The sequence below is a fragment of the Lewinellaceae bacterium genome, from assembly GCA_020636105.1.
Taxonomy (GTDB): Bacteria; Bacteroidota; Bacteroidia; order Chitinophagales; family Saprospiraceae; genus BCD1.
In genome coordinates, this window is record JACJYL010000002.1 from 2,016,435 (window position 1) to 2,035,560 (window position 19,126).

Sequence of the window (19,126 nt, forward strand, 5' to 3'; positions counted from 1 at the left end):
TCCGAATTGATTCCCTTTTGACAAAGCTTGAAGTCCATCTTTATCAACAGATGCAAGCCAATGCGCTTCATGTTAAAGAGAATATTATTCATCATTATACCCCATAAGATGAAAAAAATAACTTGTTTCATGCTCATCTTTTGTATCGGATTGGCACTTTCCATGGAGGCACAGGAATGCAATTTGAGCGGTAAAGAAGATCTAGAGACTGTAAAAAATCACTATCCGGAGTGTACCGTTGATGATTCACTTTTGAAAGAGGCTTTTAATTTCGCCTTGAGCTATTTTCCCGAATTCGAGCATCTTACCATCAAGGTAAAATTTAAAAAAATGAAATATTCGATGCTCTGCCGCCCGACACTAAGAAGCTTACGCATCCCGCCACGATCCTATATTATCGCGGTGAACAATGACACTAAAAACCCTCTTCACCCGTTAAACGCAGGATTTAAAGCCCTGACGGGATGTTTCGGCCATGAGCTGGCACATATTGTAACGTACAAGAATCAGTCAAAAAAAGAATTGATCTCCGATTGTTTCAGGTATCTTTTCAGCAGGCAGTTCAGGAGAAACTATGAAAGGCAAACAGACATCATTACTGCCCAAAAAGGCCTTGGATTTGAAAACTACCTGTTTGAAAAATACCTTGAAAAGTTCGTTGACCCCTCAAAAGGGTTCCTGAAAAAACGCTATAAAACCTACTCCAGATCGGAAGACTTATGGAAAATTTTCCTCGAATACAATCCCGAGAATACAGACCAGGCTTTCATTTTACGTCAGGATCTGCTTCACCGCTCCCCGGTAAGCGGAAGGACTATTCCCCGTTTTTTCCTTGAATAACTTATTGAAGTGAGAAAAATTATTGAACCCGCTCTCAAAGGCAATTTCCGTAATGCTTTTTTGTTCTTCTATAAGTAATTTACAAGCATGGATCACCCTGAATTCATTAACAAATTGAGTAAAGGTCTTCCCTGACTGCTTTTTAAAATAGCGGCAGAATGCCGGGACAGTCATATTCACTTCAGCTGAAATTTCATCCAGGGGAATAGCCCGGGTAAAATTGGAATGCACAAAATCATAAATTTCATTGATCCTGTCATTGTCCTGCGGTTTCACCTCCAGCGCAAACTCTCTGGCGTTGAGCAACTCATATTCTTCAGACTCGGCCATCTGCCTGAGAATGGACAGCAATTCCATCAAACGGTCAAACTGATCCATCACGGCAAGTTGTTCCAGCCGCCCCCCTATCACCTTCCTGGTCTCCCCGAAAAAAGAAATTCCTAAACGGGCACGTTCGAATAATTGCCGGACTGGTTTCATCTCCGGGATATCAAAAAAATTATCTCCCAAAAAGTTCTCTCTCATCTGAACCACTACCTCCGATTCATTACGGGTCATGCGATCCGTAAATCCGGCATGAGGTAAGCCCGACCCCATGAGGATCAGTTCCCCATTTTGGTAGCAGGACAAATGATTGCCAATATGCCGCTTACCACTCCCTCCTTTCACATAGATCAACTCCAGTTCCGGGTGGAAATGATAAAATCGGGGGGAATTTTTATTTTGCTCATTAAAAACCCTTACCGTAAAAGAGCTTCCAAAGGTGGGATCTATTTTTTCAAATGCCGGCTTAAGCTTGGTCATAATTTTCAAATTGAATGATAAGGCAAAATTATACAGGTCTCAAGTATTAAACCTGTACTATATTACCCTATATCAATGTAAAATTAACTATATGGACTGAAAGTTTATTTAATTCAGGTAAAATAACACATATATCGGCCAATTCTCAGGTAGTATTGGGCTGAATGTGCCTATATCTTTGTCCTGTCAATTCCTCAAAAAAGGAGTTGCGTTTTTTTCACCCAACAAAATGATCATAATTGATCCATTCGTAAATCTTAAAAAACTGTTTTAACTATGCAATTATTTAAATTGAAATCGCTGGTAAAAGTTGTCGCCCTTTTTGTAATGTTGACCACTGCCGGCACCGCGCTGTTTGCTACTGATGTGAATCCGGGCATAGTAGTAACAAAAGGAAATCAAAAGTCTTTTGCGCTTCACCTGAACTATCAAACAGAAAGGAGTTTTAAGATTGCTTTGAAAGATGCTGCCTCCACGACACTCTTTAAGGAGAACGTAAAGCAGGCCAAGGCATTTGCCAAAAATTTTGACCTGAAAAATCTCCCTGATGGAACTTACTTCCTGCAAATCGAAGACCAGCAGAGTATTCACACCCAGGCGATTGAGGTTCACGGCAATACTTTAACCATCGACAAAAGTGGAGAAGAGAAAATCTTTAAACCTGTCGTTTATAAAAAGGATCAAAAAGTCTACCTGACAGCCCTTTTGCTGGATGGTGCAGACGTAGAAATCTCAGTACGCGACGACAATGGTGACCTGGTTTACCGGGAAATGATCGAGAATCAGGTAAGTATTGAAAAAGTTTTCAGCTTTGCCGGACAGAATCCTGAGGATTTTAACATCTCTGTTCGCTACAAAAATTATGCGTTCGAGTTTAACAATTACTCCACCATTCCTTCAATCTTACACGAGTCCACTCGCACGTTAAAGTAAGATTTTAGATGAGACCATGAACATTTCCGCAGCCCGGTACCGAATGCATTCGGTACCGGGCTTTTTTTTTGCGGCATTCATCCTTCAGGCGGATGAGGAAAACCAATATTAAATCTTCCAGTGCTAATGTCTGCAGGAACAACCGGAATGCATAAAACTGTTGGTAACGCTATCCAATGGCCAGGCGTTTCCGCTACCCGGCTGTTCAAAGTAAAATTTGCTGCGTTTTTTATCGTAATTCCCGGTTTCATTCAACGTAGCTGCATCATACAACCTTCCGTTCAACATGACATACCGGATCGATTCGGAATGGTGAATATCTTCAAGAGGATTTTCATCCAAAATGATCAAATCAGCCAGTTTACCCGCTTCTATGGAACCGATCTCTTTGTCCATTCCCAAATATTTAGCTCCGTTAATCGTGGCGCATTTTAATGCCTGGTGGTTGGACATTCCGCCCTGGGCCAGCATCCAAAGTTCCCAGTGAGCGCCCAATCCCTGCAACTGGCCATGGGAACCTAAATTGATGTTCACTCCATTTTCCTGAAGTTTGGCACAGGATTGGGAGGTTAAAATGTGTCCGTTTTGGTATTCCTCTTCGGGAATCATAGTACGGTGACGGGAACGGGCATCAATGATGGCACGGGGGGTAAACGACAACAATTTCTCGTTTTCCCAAACATTGCTGTGTTGATAAAAATAGTACTCTCCGTTAACCCCGCCATAATTGACGATAAGTGTGGGGGTATTGTGGGAGTCTGTTGACCCCCAGAATTTTAAAACATCCTGATACAAAGGCGCCACAGGTATATTGTGCTCTATCCCGGTGTGGCCATCCGCCACCATGGTGAGATTGTGATAGAAGAAAGAACCTCCTTCCGGCACCACCAGCATGCCCAGTTCACGGGCGGCCTGGATCACCTGCTGGCGCTGGTCCCTGCGTGGCTGATTGTAACTTTTTACAGAAAAAGCGCCATAGGCTTTGGTACGTCTAAGGGCTGAACGGGCGTCATCAAGGCTATTGATGACTGCTTTAAAATCACCTTCTGCCCCATACAAAATAACCCCTGTTGAAAATAAACGGGGGCCGAGCATCTCCCCGGCTTTGATCATTTCAGATTGGGAAAAGATCATTTCAGAATTGGAAGAGGGGTCATGAGCCGTTGTTACCCCAAAAGCAAGGTTGGCGTAATACTCCCATTGCTTTTTTGGGCTGAGGCCCATTCTGAAATTTCCCAGGTGACCGTGAACGTCAACCATTCCGGGCATGATGGTTTTTCCTTCCATGTTGTAAACTTTAGCCTCTTGCGGAATACGTACATTTTTACCCACTTTTTTGATCCGGTTGCCTTCCACCAGTACGGTACCCGATTCAATCACTTTATCGCCATCCATGGTAATGATCCTGACATTAGTGAAAGCCACCGTCCCTTCAGGGCGATCAGAAGGCAACTGCAGATTAATTTTCAAGCCTGCAGTATCAACAGGAGGCACCGTATCCAGGGAACCTTCCAAAAAAGTAAACCGTCGTGTCAGTTCGTCGCTAAAATACTCATTGCCAAGGGTCCAGAACAGTTTTTTGCTGTTGGAAGACCAGTGCAAATTCACCCCGGCATCCCGAGCTACCTGGGCCACGGGTATCGCTTTGGTCTCTGCGGAAAGTTCCATAGCTTTTCCAGGCAACGGCATGGGAGCAATGTAAACCTTGTATAAGTCTGAAAAGGCAATCCACTTATTATCGGGGCTGGGTGAAAATTGAGTGGCATATTTGGTTTCAAAAATGACCTTTTCATCCGAACCATCCGGTTTGATGGATTTGAAAGATTTTTTTAAACTGCCGAAAATTTCGCCCCCTGTGGAAAGAAAAAGTCTTTTACCTACTTGATCAAAAACCGGATTTTCTCCTTGTTCCGTAACAAATTTCAAATCACTGCCATTCGCATTCATCAAATAAATTCCTGCCTTTTCCGAATGGGTAAAGCCTTGATGGCCATTGCCGCCTTCCTTCCTAAAGACGATAAATTTACCATCCGGTGAAAAGCAAGGGGTACGATATATTCCTTTTTGGGAAGTCAGCTTCACGATCCGCTCCTCCCCCGCGCCGGCATCCAGCTTAAAAAGGTTAACAGCTCCCATTGCTTCATCGTCCCAGGATACATAAACGACAGATTTTCCATCAGGCGAAAAGCAAGGTTCAAATTCCAGGTCTGTGCTATGGGTCAGCCGTTGAGGCGTTCCATTGGGCAGATCCATTTTCCAAAGGTGGCCGACGGCATTAAAAACAGCCGTTTTCTCATCAGGCGAGGTGCGCAGGTGGCGGATGGCTTTCACCTCGAAATTATCTGTGAAGGCATGATTTTCAAACCGCAATGTTTCAGCGAATTTTTGTTTGGCTTTTACACTAAAAGGAATATTCGAGGCTTCCCCTGTTTTGGCATCCACCTTCCACAATTTACCCTTTCCCCAAATTACGATATTTTTATCATCCGGCATCCAGTCGAAACCAGTGTAAGAACCAAAAATAGTCCAGGCCTCCTGCTGGTCTTTGGTGAGCCCGTCAAATAAAGGAAATTGTTCCCCTGTCTCCAGGTCATGTACAAAAAGAACTGATTTCGTTCGTATTCTTCTGACAAAAGCCAGTTTTTTACCGTCATTGGATATCTGCGGCCGAACCGCTCCACCCGGGCCGCTGACGACCGTTTCAATTTTACCCTCTTGCCTGTCATAACGTTTGATGACGAATATCTGGCTATTGGGGTCTTTATTGTATTGAAAATAACCTCCGGGGTACACATCTTCACTGAAATAAACATACCGCCCGTCGGGAGAAATTGAAGGCTCATTGACATCCTGCTGATCATTTTTGCGTTTGGTCAATTGCACGCCGGTTCCTCCGGAAATATGATACAGCCACATTTCTCCTGCCCCAAGGGAACGCTCGGAGGTGAAATGTTTTCTGGCTACAAAGTATTGATTGTCCGGCATCCAGGCGGCATTATTGAGCAGGCGAAACTTTTCCTCTGTGACCTGTTTTGCCTCCTTTCCTTCGGTATCCATGACCCAGATGTTATCGCCGCCGCCGGCGTCGCTGGTAAACAATATTTTCTTACCATCCGGACTAAAACGGGGTTGGACTTCCCAGGCCAGGCCCTGTCGCAATACCGTCGCCTTCCCGCCAGCAACAGGCATTTTATAAATATCCCCCAGCAGATCAAAAACAATGGTTTTTCCGTCAGGGCTGACATCCAGGTTCATCCATGTACCCTCGTCAAGATCAAATTCCACCTCCTTGTAATTTCCTGGCGGATTGTTGACGTCCCACTTTTTTTTGTCTTTTTTGTCCTGGCTAAAGCCGAAAAAAACCATAAGCAATAATAATCCGGTAAGCAGTGTTCTGATCATGTTTCTTTTTTTTAATGGTTAAGTTGGTCTGGTTCAAAAAATGCTGATCAAAAATAATTAAGAATGGGATAGGGAGGTAACAGTGCGTGAATGAAATAATCCATAAAATTGGAAAGAAGGTTTTTTTGAAAATTTATGTTTCATCTATTTTTAATTTTAAATTAATTGTATTATTTTTGAAGCACTGAATATTTAACCCATAAAAATTCGAAATGGAAGAACAAAACAAATTAATCGTATTTCAAGAAAAAGGGATTCGTCGTGTATGGCATGAAGATGAGTGGTGGTTTGCGGTGGCAGATGTTATTGAAGCATTAACAGATTCGAACGATGTTAGACAATACATCAAAAAAATGCGAAAGAGGGATGACCAACTGAATACCAAATGGGGTACAATTTGTACCCCACTTGAAATGACTGCCAAAGACGGAAAAAAAAGAAAAATAAATGCCTCCAATATTGAAGGGCTTTTCCGCATCATTCAGTCTATCCCTTCTCCGAAAGCTGAACCTTTCAAACAATGGCTTGCCAAAGTTGGATATGAACGTATACAGGAGATAGAAAATCCTGAGTTAGCAGCCCAAAGAGCACGAAATTACTACAAGGAATTAGGATATAGTGAAGCATGGATTGAGACTCGCCTAAAGAGCATTGAAATAAGGAGCAAACTAACAGATGAATGGGACGAACGGGGAGTGAAAAAAGGCAGAGAGTATTCTATTTTAACGGCAGAAATTTCTAAAGCTACTTTTGGATTAACACCTTCGGAATACAAAAATCATAAAGATCTAACCAAGGAAAATCTTCGGGATCACATGACTGACCTCGAGTTAATTTTTACAATGCTAGGCGAAACAACTACTCGCGATAAAGCTATTGAAAAAGATGCCCAGGGATTTGATAAAAACAAAGATGCGGCAATTGAAGGAGGTACTGCTGCCGGTAAAGCCCTTGACGCCTATGAAAAAGAAACACAAAAAAAAGTTGTGACGGACAAAAACTTCAAACACCAAATTGCCGAAGCTAAAAATAAAAATTTACCTCCAAATAACAGTTAGCTCAACCGATAATACACACTTTTCAAATAAGCCCCTTCAGGGAAACCAACCGGATGATCGATATCATGATATGTTTTTTCGAGCTCTTCGAAACCGCGCCCAGAGTTTTGTATCTCCCGAAGCACCAGGTCGAAATATTCATCGGCCTTGATGCGGCTGGAGCAGGAAGCCATCAGGAGCACGCCGTTTGGGGCGACGAGATGAATGGCCAACTGGCACAATCGGCTGTAGGTGTTTAAAGCCCGAAGGCGTTCACTGTCTCTTTTGGCAAAAGAAGGCGGATCGACGATGACAATATCAAAGGTTTTGCCTTGCGAGTGCAACTGTTGCATCCCTTCAAAAGCGTCAACAGCCATGATTTGGTGGTTTACTTTTTTGAAATTTAAGGCCACATTGTCCTGGGCCATGGAAAGCGCCTGGGCACTGATATCCAGGCTGATGACCTCCCGGGCTCCGCCGCCTAATGCATGGACGGAGAATCCTCCCGCATAGGCAAATATATCCAGCACGCTTTTCCCTTCGGAAATTTGTCCGATCTTCTTTCGGTTGTTGCGATGATCGAGGAAAAACCCTGTTTTGTGCCCCTGGATGACGTTGGCGGAAAATTTCAGTCCATGCTCCCTGAAAATGACCGATTGATCAGACAAAGTTCCCATTAAAACCTGCCCGTCCTTTAGCCCGTAAATGGAATCTCCTGCCTGCTGCATGGCGCGGCTCAACCTCAAAACGAGTACTTTGCTTTGGCTGACTTCAACCAGTTTAGGCAATACTATTTTTAAATAAGGCAGCCAGATCTGGGAATACAATTTCACCACCAAAACGCCTGCATATACATCCGCAATGAGCCCCGGCAACCCGTCGTTTTCTCCGTGGATGAGGCGATAACTGTCTGTTTCCGTTTCCAACAGGGGCAGGCGGAGGGTATGGGCTGTTTTTATTCTGGCTTCAAACCAATCGGCATCGATTTGTGCAGAAGTATGAAAATGCAGCACCTTTATGCGAATGGGCGAAAAGGGATCGAATAATCCGGCAGCGAGGAATTTATTTTTTTTCTGATCGTAAATAATGGCAAGGTCACCAGGGTTCCCTTTTATACTTTGCTTCCGGATGGCTTCCTCAAATACCCAGGGATGCCCCTTATGGATGGCTTTCTCAGCAGCAGGTTTTACCTTTATGGCAATTCTTTGAATGGGAATATCCGGGAAATTTTCCAGCACTTTGATTTATTTTTTATTCCTTATGTTTTGCGAAAGCCCTTGCGATCATGAACTTACCCGACAAAAGTAACAAATTTACCCAAGTCGCTTTCCATTTTCACCCTACTTGAATCTGTGATCTTCATTTGAATTTCAAGTAAAAAAGATGTTCCCGACAGGCTAATTTCATAAATTCCTGTGAGGGAAAAAAATCAGAACTATTCCATTTCTTCCAATTCAATGTCTCAAAGGTGCCCTACAATTCAAAAGAAACCTTAATTTTGAGCCGTGAAACTTACTCAACAAGCATCGAGCAACCAGCATCAAGTAACCAGCAACGAGTATCAAGCAACCAGCAACAAGCAACAAGCAACGAGTATCAAGTAACCAGCAACAAGTAACCAGAAACAAGCAACAAGCAACCAGCAACAAGCAACGAGTATCAAGTAACCAGCAACCAGCACCATGTCAAAACAAAAAAAATTAGCACCTTCCATTTTATCTGCAGACTATGTCAACCTCGAAAGAGACATCACGATGATCCAGAAGGCAGGAGCAGACCTGTTGCACCTGGATGTAATGGACGGCCATTTTGTACCCAACCTGACGATCGGCCCACCCATCATTAAGGCCATCAAACGGATAGCTACGGTTCCCTGTGATGTGCACCTGATGATCACCAATCCCGGGGATTATGTGGATGCTTATTGTGATGCCGGAGCGGATTATCTTACCGTACATGTGGAAGCAGCAACGCATCTGCATCGCATCATCCAGCACATAAAATCGAGAGGGGTTAAAGCCGGAATTTCCCTAAATCCGCACACACCGCTCTCTTCCATTGAAGAAGTGCTCGGTGACCTGGACCTCATTCTCATCATGTCGGTCAACCCTGGTTTTGGTGGACAGTCTTTTATCCCCAACACCCTCGACAAGGTGCGTCGGTTAAACAAAATACTGGAGAAACGCGGGTTGCAACACATTGAAATAGAAATTGACGGAGGGGCCCATTACGACAACATGGCCGAAATCCTGGAGGCCGGAGCGGATATTATTGTCTCCGGATCTGCGGTTTTTAACGCGGAAAACCCGACAGAAATGGTGCATAAAATGAAGGCCTTATTGGCGAAATATTCTTAAATCAACCTTTCCATGGAAGAAAAACAGAAGCAGCCTTCACTGGTCAAATCATCCTTGTTTTTCGCAGGACTGATGTATTTGTGCTTGACGGTACTCTTTCCTTTGGCCATCGGAGACGAACTCACCATGCGCAACCTGCTCATCGGCATTCCCTTATGGACAGCCTTTGGTTTTGGACATGCATACCTAATGAAAAAATATCCTTATAAACCCCAATATCCACAGAAGAAAAAGTAGGGTTTCATCAAAATATCGGGACTGTCCAAGGTTTCATGTTCAAAGTTCAAGTTGAGCGAAGCGAAATCCCGTACCGCAGGTCGGGGTTGTTATAGATTATCAAGAATTTAGAGGCTCTAAGCATCAAATCATTTTAGCATTGCAGCATCAAACCATCGTTGCATTGTAGCATCTTACTATCAAACCATCGCAGCATCGCAGCATCGTAGCATTGTAGCATTGTAGCATCGTAGCATTGTAGCATCGTAGCATCGTAGCATTGTAGCATTATAGTATCAATACCCCATCGCCGCTCCATCCTTCCTCGACTCTGACGCCCCGTAATACACCTTATTCACCGGATCCCACTTGATGGCCTGATAGCCGCCATAACCTCCTATCGAAGATCCCAGTTTATGGCCTTTGCCCATCAATTCACGTCTGACGAGCGGACTAAACCCTTCCTCAAGATTTAGCACTCCTCCATCGGTCATGATCTCCCCGGTGGGTTGTGAAGAACCTTCATGGCGCATCCTCGGCGCATCCCCGGCTTCCTGGACATTCATTTCGAAATCTATGATATTGATGAGTACCTGGGCATGTCCCTGCGGCTGCATCGCACCTCCCATTACTCCGAAACTGAGGAAAGGTTGCCCGTCTTTGGTCACAAAACCCGGGATGATGGTATGAAATGGTCTTTTGCCCGGCGCGTATACATTATAATGGTTTTCATCCAGGCTGAAGAGTTCTCCACGGTCCTGGAGGATAAAGCCCAATCCCGTAGGCGTCATGCCTGACCCCATCCCGCGGTAGTTACTTTGGATCAGGGAAACCATATTGCCCCATTGGTCCGCCACGGTCAGGTAGATGGTATTGCTGGTTTCCAGGGCTCCGGCATCGTAGCGACGGGCCGCCCGGTTTGGATTGATCAGTTTTTGGCGTTCCTTGCCATATTCTTTGGAGAGGAGCACATTGTAATCGATGTCGTGAAAATCAGTATCCGCATAATATTTGGCCCGATCTTCAAAAGCCAGTTTCTTGGCCTCCGTCAACACATGAAGGTATTCGCTGCTGCCAAACCCCATAGCGGCAATATCGTATTGCTCCAGGATATTGAGCATCTCTAAAGTGGCAATGCCCTGTCCGTTGGGGGGAAGTTCCCATACATCGTACCCGCGGTAATTGGTGGCCATGGGTTCCACCCATTCCGATTTGTGAGAAGCAAGGTCTTCATACGACAAAAAGCCACCATTTTCCTTCATATACTGGTCGATGACACGAGCAATCTCTCCTTTATAAAACACATCACGCCCTCCTTTGGCAATTTTTTCCAGGGTATTGGCGAGGTAGGGATTTTTGAAAATTTCCCCCTTTTCAGGCCCTCTGCCGTCGATGGTGAAGATCTCTTTAAACCCCGGGTATTTCGATAAAAAGGGTGCCGATCTTGTCCAGTAATAAGAAATCAATTCGGACACGGGAAATCCTTCCCGGGCATACCTGATGGCCGGTGCCAGGATGTCTTCCATTTTCATGCTGCCGAATTTTCCATTCAGCTCAAACCATCCGTCCACACAGCCGGGAACCGACACGGGAAGCGGCCCGTAGGCAGGAATACTCTCGTAACCGTTGTCTTTGAACCATTGCAGGGTCAGGCTTTTTGGCGAGCGTCCGCTGGCATTCAGCCCGTACAGCTTTTTGGTTTTGGCATCCCAGACGATGGCAAAAAGATCACCCCCCATGCCGTTGCCGGTAGGTTCCATGAGGCCAAGTGTTGCATTGGCGGCAATAGCCGCATCAATGGCGTTGCCGCCCGCTTTTAAAATATCGATGGCTACCATACTCGCCAGTGGCTGGGAAGTACAGGCCATACCATGTTGGGCAATGACTTCCGAACGCGAAGCAAAAGGCAGTCCGGTGAGACGATCCTGGGCCATGAGGTTAAAATTTAAAATAAACAAAAAACTGGAAACGAAGAGGAAACGTGCCATGAGGGAAGTATTTTTCAGTGACTAATATCCAAATTAGGGAACCTCAAGGTAAGGAAAAAGCCCGAAATATAAAACAGATAATATTTCAGTCCATGCTGAGCATTAATGTCCATCCCCCAACACTTTAACCTTTAGTCTTTTTATTTTAGCCTTTACCGCCTAGTCTTTTCGGCTCACCAGCACAAAAGCCGGCGGGACATTGACGGGAATGAAATCAATCCTGACATTACCAAAAATGCTTTCGTAAGTCTTTTTGAGCATCAGGGAATATTGCATCTGGATAAAAAGCCCCCCTTTGACGAGGTTCTGGGCACACGTTTTTACAATGTTTTCGGTAACTTCCCTGGACATGGCCACAAAAGGGATGGCGGAAACAATAAAATCGGCTTTAGGCAAAGAGCGTTTTGTAAGATGTTCGGTAAGATGTTCGGCAGAGTCTTCGATCAGGATCATTCGATCATCCTCTATCTGGTCGCGTATCTTTTCGCAAAATTTCGGGTTGACTTCAAAAACGAGCAGTTTGGCATCCGGACGCATTTTCCTGAGAATGTGTTTGGTGATGACCCCGTCACCGGCCCCAAGTTCTACAAGGAGGGTGGCTTTTTCAAAATCCACGGGTTTGATCATGCCCCGGCACAAAAACTTGGAACTGTGGGTCACGGAACCTGTCGTTTTCATACTCCTGATACTCTCGCGTAAAAACTGAATCCTTCGCTTCATCGTCATTTTATTGTAAATGCAAATATAGTTTTTTTCTGGTTACTTGTTGCCGGATTGCCGGGTTTCCCAAGGTGACATCTAACCAGGAAAGGCATTCCAGACAGGGAAAAGTCGTCGGCTCTGGATGGCATGGTATGCGGTGTTCGTCACCGGACACCTGAAATTCACCTCCGTCAACGGTTCCTCTAAGGTACTCATAAATTTATTAAGGCGCTAATTAAAACAAGTAACCAGTAACAAGTAACAAGTAACCAGCAACAAGAAACCAGTAACCAGCAACCCAATCACCCCTTCAGATAATTATCCAGGTCAGGAAAGTTCCCGGCGTTGCGTTTGGCTTCGTTTTTATCGGCTCTTTTACCATTGATAAAAGGTACTACGTAGGCCCCGCTTTGCCCTTTTCGCTGCATTTCAAGGGCGAATGCTTTTGCAGCTTCGTATTGTTCAAAGGCGCCCAGGGTGTAACGATAATAAGCAAAATCAGGGGTTTTTTCGATCATGGGATAAGGCTGTTCATCTAAAACCGGTCGGGTCAGCTCCCTGGTGACGGAGGATATCTGTACTTTGTAAAAAAGGTCTTTCCCGGTGATCAACCCCGGTGCTTCGGAATGATAAGCCTCGCCGAGAACAGGAACCGTCCCATTTAAATCCGTGTTTTTTGTTCCCACAAAAGAAAATTCGATCACATAAGGTTTAGTATTTCCGACCTGGCTGCCGTCCAGCGCCCTCATGTAAATAGCCGTCGCAGGGACTCCTTTCGACTGGAGATAAGCTGCCGCCTCTTCCCCGTAATTGATCGCCCGGAATAATCGTTGGGGGACGACTCCCGGTTTCATCGTATAAGCTGTAATGATGACGGTTACCCCCGGATGATCCAGCAGTAAGGTGGCTATTGGATCAAGGTTTTGTTTTTGAGAATAATCAAGAGACGAACTTCCATCCAAATAAAGCGGGCCATAAGCGGCAACAGGTTTTTCTTCCGCTGCGGGACGTATTGAGGGGGACATTTGAGCAGGTGGAGGCTCAGGAGTGCTGAGCGGTTCCTCCTTCACAAAACCTGGTGACTGGCTTATGATTATTGGCTTATCGTACTCCCTGATCTTTTCCGCAGGAGGGGCATAAGCCACCACAGGGGCTTCGACTTCCGGCAGGTATTCCTGGAAATACGCAATATAAAGATCCCTCTTCCCAAAGCCATCTTTACGGGAAGAAGCCAGGAAAGCGGTAAACCCGTCACGGGTCAACCTGAAACCGGTATCATCCCCGGCGGAATTGAGAGGAATGCCCATATTGTAAAGCTCGCTCCATCTGGCGGCCTGCTGAACATAAACGGATTTAAAAATATCAAACCCGCCGATGCTCTTTCGGCTGTCGTTGGAACTGAAATAAAGTGTTTTTCCATCAGGAGCCAGGTAAGGACTCGTTTCATCATAAGCCGTATTGATCGCAGGGCCTAAATTCTGTGCATCACTCCAATACCCTTTCAGGAAAACGGACCGGTAAAGGTCATATCCACCATAACCGCCCTGCCGACGGCTGGCAAAGATGAGCAGTGTGTCATTGTATAAACAAAGTTCATTATCACCATTGGCAACATCCAAAGGAGCCAGAAAAGGGGTCGAATTCAAGGTGCGGTTATCGATGGTCTTAAAGGTGTCCGCAATGATTTCCCCACGACGCAAACTCCATCCTTTAAAGTAATACATGACAGAACCTTCTTTATCAAAATCGAGCAATACTTCATTCTGTGGGCTATTGAGCAAAAAGTGCATGGGAGCCGTATCCGACCATTGTCCGCCAGTCACACTGCAACTGAACATATCGCTCAAAAAGGATCCAAAACGTTCGTCAGCCCTGTTTTGCTCGTCCCTGGGGCCACCCGCATTGCCATAACGGGAAGAAGAAAAATACAACTTATTGGAAAGGTTTTTGCTGGGCACCGGAGCAAATTCATCCCCTACGGTATTTACATACATGCCCAGGTTTTCCACTATGGCCAGTGGTTGCCTGTATTGTACATCAATTCCATTCGCACAGCGCCGAATTTCCTCCCGCACCATTTGTCGGTGAGGGTGATCCGGCCGAATCGTCCGAAGGTAAAGTTTGTAATAATCGGCGGCTTCATCAAACTTGTGCATGGCATGTAAAACCTTGCCCAGGTAAAGCCAACATTCGGGGTAAGGTTCTTTTTTTTCAGCGGTGATCTCCAGTAAATTAGTCAGGGCTAGGTCCAGGTGATTGAGTTGATAATTGCATATAGCGATCAGCAACCTGGCTTCTTTATCCAGCCGTGATAACTTCCGGGAACTGTTGAGAATGGACAACGCCTCGGCATATTTTTCATGGTAGAAAAATTCTTTGGCCTCGTTTAATTTATGTTTGGTGTTTTGAGCATTGGAGACCGGGGGGGCGGCCATCAGCAAGACCAAAACACAGTATAATATTTTTTTCATGGGTCAATTACTTTTAAGGGGGCTTTTGAGGACGAACGGCCAACAGTAAACGGTTTGCCGGGGGTATTTTCATATACCGCCGGCCGAAATTGTTTAAAAATAACTATAACCCCTATCCAGGAAAGATATTAAACGGGTTGTCAATAGTTTGATTATATAGCCCTATTGGCCTCAAAAGCCTCAAGATAATCGCCCACCTTACGCAGAAAAGATCCGCCGAGGAATCCGTCGATCACCCTATGATCATAAGACAATGACAAAAACATCATTTGCCTGACCGCAATGAGGTCTCCGTAAGGCGTTTCTACCACTCCTGGTTTTTTACGGATTGCCCCTACTGCCAGGATTGCAGCCTGTGGCTGGTTGATGATGGGGGTACCCATCACGTTGCCAAAGGTGCCTACATTGGTAAGGGTAAAAGTACCGCCCTGGATCTCATCAGGCTGCAGTTTATTGATTCTGGCCCGGTTGGCGAGGTCATTGACTGCACGGGTGAGGCCCAGCAGGTTGAGGTTGTCGGCATTTTTGATCACGGGAACGATGAGGTTACCGGAAGGCAGTGCTGCCGCCATGCCTATGTTGATATTATTTTTACGAATGATATTGTTCCCGTCAACGGAAACATTGATCATAGGATAATCGCGAATGGCATTGACCACTGCCTCGATAAAGATAGGGGTGAAGGTGATTTTTTCCCCGTATTTAGCGGCAAATTCATCTTTGACCTTTTCCCTCCAGTTAACAATATCCGTCACATCTACCTCTACAAAGGAAGTAACGTGTGGAGAAGTATGTTTCGACATCACCATATGATCGGCGATCAGGCGGCGCATACGATCCATTTCGATGATCTCGTCCTGTCCTCCCATGGAAACGGCAGGAGGTGATTTTGAAGCGCCGTTGGTGGCAGGAACAGACTGAACCTGCGGAACTGCTGCGGGAGCCGTACGGTTTTCGAGATAGGCGATAATGTCTTTTTTAGTCACCCGGCCCTGGGCCCCCGTACCGTTGATCTGCTCCAGTTCTCCGGCACTGATTTTTTCTTCTTTGGCAATATTACGCACCAGGGGGGAATAAAAACGTCCGGAAGCGGGCGTTTCAGCAAATTCAGCCTTGGCCGTCATCTGTACCGGCTGAGGTTTAGCTTCCGGCTCTGGTTTAGCGACGGCGACAGCTTCAGCGGGTTGTGGCTTTTCTTCCACGGCCGGGCTTGCCGCAACATTTACGTCCTCCCCTTCTGTTGCTATAATGGCAATTACCTTTCCGATCTCCACCACATCCTCTACACTATAGAGAATTTCTGCAATGGTTCCACTAACCGGTGAAGGCACTTCAGAGTCAACTTTATCGGTTGCTATCTCAAGGATCGTCTCATCCTCTTCCACCTTATCTCCCACCTGCTTGACCCATTTGAGAATGGTAGCTTCCATGATACTTTCACCCATCTTGGGCATGATTAATTCAACCTTAGCCATAATTGATTTTATTTAGACTGCAAAAATACAGCTATAAACGCAGAAAATTGAATTTGAGGTTGGTAAACATTTTTCACCCAAATTAAATTTTCTGTTTTAATCTTCCTCTTCTTTCAATTTCCTGTCCTCCACATTCTCATCGAGAAATTTATTGATCTTGTCCATATCAAGGCTGGAGGTGATTTCCCCGAGTGCATTGATCTTTAGTTCAAGACCTTCCAGTTTTGATTTATTTTCGGTATTTTCTTCCTTATTCTCTTCGTTTTGTTTCTTTTCGTCCATCTTTTTTTTAGGATAAAGATAAAAAGGATTTGGTAAGTATCTCCATGAAAAAAAAATGGCTCTTTGACCATTTCCACGGGTTATGTACTAAATTCATGCTCTATTAAAATATATTTCAGCTAGTTGAAAATCGTTGCAAATCATTGTTTTTGAGCAACTTAAAACCATTTTGAAACCACGAACATTCAACGTAACGGAAAGATCAATGAGCGAAACATTTCCCCACAGGGTTTGTCTAAGAACCAAAAAATTCAATCCTCCACCTCCAGCACTCTGATTTCTACCCTTCGATTGGCTTCCTGTTCCTTTTCGGAGGTGGCCCGCGGAAAACGCATTTCCCAGTTGCCATAAGCATTATAAGACAAACGATCGGTGGAAATGCCGTTATCGATCAAATAATTATACACCAGTAAGGCGCGTCTTCTCGACAGGTCATAATCCCAGCTTTGAACAGATACCGGCGGTTCATTTGGACGATTGATATGGCCGGCAATTTCTATTTTAATATGGTCATTGATCTGGAGGAACTTGAGAATTTTTGGTAACTCCGGTTCGGATTTTTTCAAAAGAATGGCCTGGTTGCCCACAAAATAAAGGTTTTTGATATCTGCCTTTTCGCCTTCTTTGACAGGAGGCAGCTGTACATTCACCTCCACTTTTTTGCCCGGTGTCACGCGCATCATCTGTGATTCCAGGAAATAACCCTTCGCCCACACATCAATTCCGATAACCTCTCCTATAGGCACCAGCGATTCAAAATGTCCCATTTCGTCGGTACGCAGGGAGTCACTGCTATCCTTGCTGCGCACTACAATATCAGCTTCGACCGCTCCCCCCGTTTCTTTATCGACGATATCGCCTTCAAGGGGAATCATCTGTTTTATCTTGATGACCTCTATGGTTGCCCTTCTGTTTTTTTGCCGGCCTTCGTCCGTATTATTCCCGGCAACGGGGCGTTTTTCGCCAAAGACCGACACAATAAGGCTATCTGAAGTTATGCCTCCGGCTTTCAGGAAGGTTATGACGGCAGCGCCCCTCCTTTGAGATAAGGAAAGATTGTTCTCATCACTCCCTACAGCATCGGTGTGGGCGGTTATTTTGATGTAAAAAGAAGATTGTTCCCTGCAAAAGACAAGGAGTTCGTTCAAAACGGAGTCAGCGTCGGGGCGGATGTTGTCTTTTCCGAAATCGAAATAAATTTCCGAGGTGTGAATGGTCTGCTCGGTAATCCTTGGGGGCTGACCAAAAATCAGGCCCGCCATAAGCAAAGCAGCTACCAATAAAGGGATTTTTCTCATAGTATTGGGTTTCTAGTTCTATGAGTAATAACGGGAGAAAACAGGAAAGTAACTTAGTCAGAGCCTAAAAACAATGCTGCCAGCTTTGGCTCAAGTGAAGGGTTTACTACCTTCAAGCCATCACATGAGCGGACGATGTAACTCATAACGCCTGAATATCAAATTAACGACATTGGCCATACAACTCCCCCGAAGTTGTATGGCCAATACGATACTATTTTAAAAGCGGTTCTTTTACCATCTTATTGTACCACCAGCTTTTTAACCCAGACTGCTTTTTCTGTTCGGATACTCAACAGGTACAGTCCAGCGGGTAGTTGACTAACATCGATCTGGTGTTTGCTGTTTTCCAATTGGGAATAAAAGGAATTTTCTTCAAAAACCTGTCCTGAGATGCTGGTAAGCTGCATTTTAAAATTGCCTTTGAAAGGTACCTCTATGTCAACAAATTCTTTAGCAGGATTGGGGAACACCGAAAAATCGTTAAGCGAAATATCCGCTGTGGAAGATACGGTTTCTGGAGCCCAGTCCACCACAATATCCTTGTAATTGGTTTGGTCTGCCGGAGTGAGATGAACCATACTGGTTCCCTTGGTAAAGGTAAAAGAGGCCAGCGGCCCCTGGCCATGTTTTTCCGTAAATTCAACCCGTATGGTGTAATCTCCATCCGGGACAATACTTCCGGTTACATCCTTACCATTCCAATTGATGGTATGGGATTGGTGTGAGGAAATAGTGGCGCCCGTTATAGCATCCACTACGTTTTGGTTGGTCGCTGCTTTCCAGGTATAAAGGTATTGTTTCCTTGTCTGGGCTCTCAACAAATTGGTAATCACAAAACCATTGGCATCTTCGATCCATACTGCCAAAACATGTCTGGGTGCATAACTGCCGTTTGCAGTAACCGTTCTGACCTGAAAGGTGAGCGAACCGGCGGTGTATAAAACAGGGGGAGCATAATCCAGTTTATCAACCATTTGATCACTTGTTCCAAAATTGCTAAAACCAAGCAGACAAATCATTCCAAACAGGAATAGAATAATGTTTTTCATCATTAAAAAATTAAAATTAGGTGAAGTAGTTATTGTTTATTACAAACAATGTAGATGTTTTCTTCAATAATCCAAATTATTACCTTGTGAAAACACATTAGCTTACCCCAGGAAAGTCATACTAATGGGGCACTTTAACCCTATGCCACAAATCAACCGTTACAATTGTTTGAAACCGATATTGGGCATGCTTAAGTAGTGTGCAGCAAAAAATTAATTCTAATTTTTTGAATAGGTCGGCGTAGCTGAGTCTTCTGGTTTTAATCGTT

15 protein-coding genes are annotated in these 19,126 nt (G+C 44.8%); 5 read left to right on the forward strand and 10 right to left on the reverse strand.

What is annotated here, in order from left to right; all coding sequences use genetic code 11:
- The first annotated feature begins 108 nt into the window (after nt 1–108).
- Nucleotides 109–840, forward strand: coding sequence for a hypothetical protein (locus H6571_25015; GenBank protein ID MCB9327012.1), 732 nt, complete (start codon nt 109–111; stop codon nt 838–840).
- Here the strand turns inward: H6571_25015 and H6571_25020 are convergent.
- Entirely contained in the window at nt 772–1,644 is an 873-nt protein-coding gene (locus tag H6571_25020; GenBank protein ID MCB9327013.1) for a helix-turn-helix transcriptional regulator, read from the reverse strand. The two genes, H6571_25015 and H6571_25020, sit on opposite strands and share 69 nt — an antisense overlap.
- 276 nt (nt 1,645–1,920) lie before the next feature.
- On the opposite strand from H6571_25020, the gene H6571_25025 reads away from it, so the two are divergent.
- Entirely contained in the window at nt 1,921–2,577 is a 657-nt protein-coding gene (locus H6571_25025; protein ID MCB9327014.1) for a hypothetical protein, read from the forward strand.
- A 123-nt stretch (nt 2,578–2,700) separates the two neighbouring features.
- Here the strand turns inward: H6571_25025 and H6571_25030 are convergent, their stop codons facing one another.
- Nucleotides 2,701–5,979 (reverse strand): PD40 domain-containing protein, encoded by a 3,279-nt coding sequence (locus H6571_25030; GenBank protein MCB9327015.1) that lies wholly within the window; start codon nt 5,977–5,979, stop codon nt 2,701–2,703.
- A 212-nt stretch (nt 5,980–6,191) separates the two neighbouring features.
- Between H6571_25030 and H6571_25035 the strand changes: the two genes are divergently transcribed.
- The gene (locus tag H6571_25035; GenBank protein ID MCB9327016.1) at nt 6,192–7,037 is read left to right on the forward strand and encodes a Bro-N domain-containing protein; all 846 of its coding nucleotides are present in this window, start codon (nt 6,192–6,194) and stop codon (nt 7,035–7,037) included.
- Here the strand turns inward: H6571_25035 and H6571_25040 are convergent.
- The gene (locus H6571_25040; protein ID MCB9327017.1) at nt 7,034–8,251 is read right to left on the reverse strand and encodes a class I SAM-dependent methyltransferase; all 1,218 of its coding nucleotides are present in this window, start codon (nt 8,249–8,251) and stop codon (nt 7,034–7,036) included. The two genes, H6571_25035 and H6571_25040, sit on opposite strands and share 4 nt — an antisense overlap.
- A 447-nt stretch (nt 8,252–8,698) precedes the next feature.
- On the opposite strand from H6571_25040, the gene H6571_25045 reads away from it, so the two are divergent.
- Both H6571_25045 and H6571_25050 read left to right on the forward strand, forming a co-directional pair.
- Nucleotides 8,699–9,373 carry a ribulose-phosphate 3-epimerase gene (locus tag H6571_25045; protein MCB9327018.1) on the forward strand — a complete coding sequence of 225 codons (675 nt, stop codon included), beginning with the start codon at nt 8,699–8,701 and terminating at the stop codon, nt 9,371–9,373.
- A gap of 12 nt (nt 9,374–9,385) precedes the next feature.
- Nucleotides 9,386–9,610 (forward strand): hypothetical protein, encoded by a 225-nt coding sequence (locus tag H6571_25050; protein MCB9327019.1) that lies wholly within the window; start codon nt 9,386–9,388, stop codon nt 9,608–9,610.
- A gap of 275 nt (nt 9,611–9,885) precedes the next feature.
- Here H6571_25050 and ggt read toward each other — a convergent pair whose 3' ends face one another.
- The 7 genes from ggt to H6571_25085 all read right to left on the reverse strand — a co-directional run bounded on the left by ggt (nt 9,886) and on the right by H6571_25085 (nt 18,860).
- A complete protein-coding gene (gene ggt, locus H6571_25055; protein ID MCB9327020.1) occupies nt 9,886–11,577 on the reverse strand; it encodes a gamma-glutamyltransferase in 1,692 nt (563 codons plus the stop codon).
- Between the two features lie 159 nt (nt 11,578–11,736).
- Complete coding sequence (locus H6571_25060; protein ID MCB9327021.1) at nt 11,737–12,297, reverse strand: methyltransferase; 561 nt, start codon at nt 12,295–12,297, stop codon at nt 11,737–11,739.
- A 284-nt stretch (nt 12,298–12,581) separates the two neighbouring features.
- Nucleotides 12,582–14,750 (reverse strand): PD40 domain-containing protein, encoded by a 2,169-nt coding sequence (locus H6571_25065; protein MCB9327022.1) that lies wholly within the window; start codon nt 14,748–14,750, stop codon nt 12,582–12,584.
- Between the two features lie 152 nt (nt 14,751–14,902).
- A complete protein-coding gene (locus H6571_25070; protein MCB9327023.1) occupies nt 14,903–16,225 on the reverse strand; it encodes a 2-oxo acid dehydrogenase subunit E2 in 1,323 nt (440 codons plus the stop codon).
- 96 nt (nt 16,226–16,321) lie between these two features.
- Nucleotides 16,322–16,507 (reverse strand): hypothetical protein, encoded by a 186-nt coding sequence (locus H6571_25075; protein ID MCB9327024.1) that lies wholly within the window; start codon nt 16,505–16,507, stop codon nt 16,322–16,324.
- A 251-nt stretch (nt 16,508–16,758) separates the two neighbouring features.
- A complete protein-coding gene (locus H6571_25080) occupies nt 16,759–17,805 on the reverse strand; it encodes an OmpA family protein (GenBank protein ID MCB9327025.1) in 1,047 nt (348 codons plus the stop codon).
- 242 nt (nt 17,806–18,047) lie between these two features.
- The gene (locus tag H6571_25085) at nt 18,048–18,860 is read right to left on the reverse strand and encodes a DUF2271 domain-containing protein (protein MCB9327026.1); all 813 of its coding nucleotides are present in this window, start codon (nt 18,858–18,860) and stop codon (nt 18,048–18,050) included.
- Nucleotides 18,861–19,126: the final 266 nt, after the last annotated feature.

Bases quoted from the DNA above. Each gene is read 5' to 3' on its own strand.
- H6571_25050 (MCB9327019.1), top strand. From the start codon at position 9,386: ATGGAAGAAAAACAGAAGCAGCCTTCACTGGTCAAATCATCCTTGTTT.
- H6571_25065 (MCB9327022.1), bottom strand. From the start codon at position 14,750: ATGAAAAAAATATTATACTGTGTTTTGGTCTTGCTGATGGCCGCCCCC.
- H6571_25045 (MCB9327018.1), top strand. From the start codon at position 8,699: ATGTCAAAACAAAAAAAATTAGCACCTTCCATTTTATCTGCAGACTAT.
- H6571_25035 (MCB9327016.1), top strand. From the start codon at position 6,192: ATGGAAGAACAAAACAAATTAATCGTATTTCAAGAAAAAGGGATTCGT.
- H6571_25075 (MCB9327024.1), bottom strand. From the start codon at position 16,507: ATGGACGAAAAGAAACAAAACGAAGAGAATAAGGAAGAAAATACCGAA.
- ggt (MCB9327020.1), bottom strand. From the start codon at position 11,577: ATGGCACGTTTCCTCTTCGTTTCCAGTTTTTTGTTTATTTTAAATTTT.
- H6571_25085 (MCB9327026.1), bottom strand. From the start codon at position 18,860: ATGATGAAAAACATTATTCTATTCCTGTTTGGAATGATTTGTCTGCTT.
- H6571_25020 (MCB9327013.1), bottom strand. From the start codon at position 1,644: ATGACCAAGCTTAAGCCGGCATTTGAAAAAATAGATCCCACCTTTGGA.
- H6571_25025 (MCB9327014.1), top strand. From the start codon at position 1,921: ATGCAATTATTTAAATTGAAATCGCTGGTAAAAGTTGTCGCCCTTTTT.
- H6571_25030 (MCB9327015.1), bottom strand. From the start codon at position 5,979: ATGATCAGAACACTGCTTACCGGATTATTATTGCTTATGGTTTTTTTC.
- H6571_25060 (MCB9327021.1), bottom strand. From the start codon at position 12,297: ATGAAGCGAAGGATTCAGTTTTTACGCGAGAGTATCAGGAGTATGAAA.
- H6571_25015 (MCB9327012.1), top strand. From the start codon at position 109: ATGAAAAAAATAACTTGTTTCATGCTCATCTTTTGTATCGGATTGGCA.
- H6571_25080 (MCB9327025.1), bottom strand. From the start codon at position 17,805: ATGAGAAAAATCCCTTTATTGGTAGCTGCTTTGCTTATGGCGGGCCTG.
- H6571_25070 (MCB9327023.1), bottom strand. From the start codon at position 16,225: ATGGCTAAGGTTGAATTAATCATGCCCAAGATGGGTGAAAGTATCATG.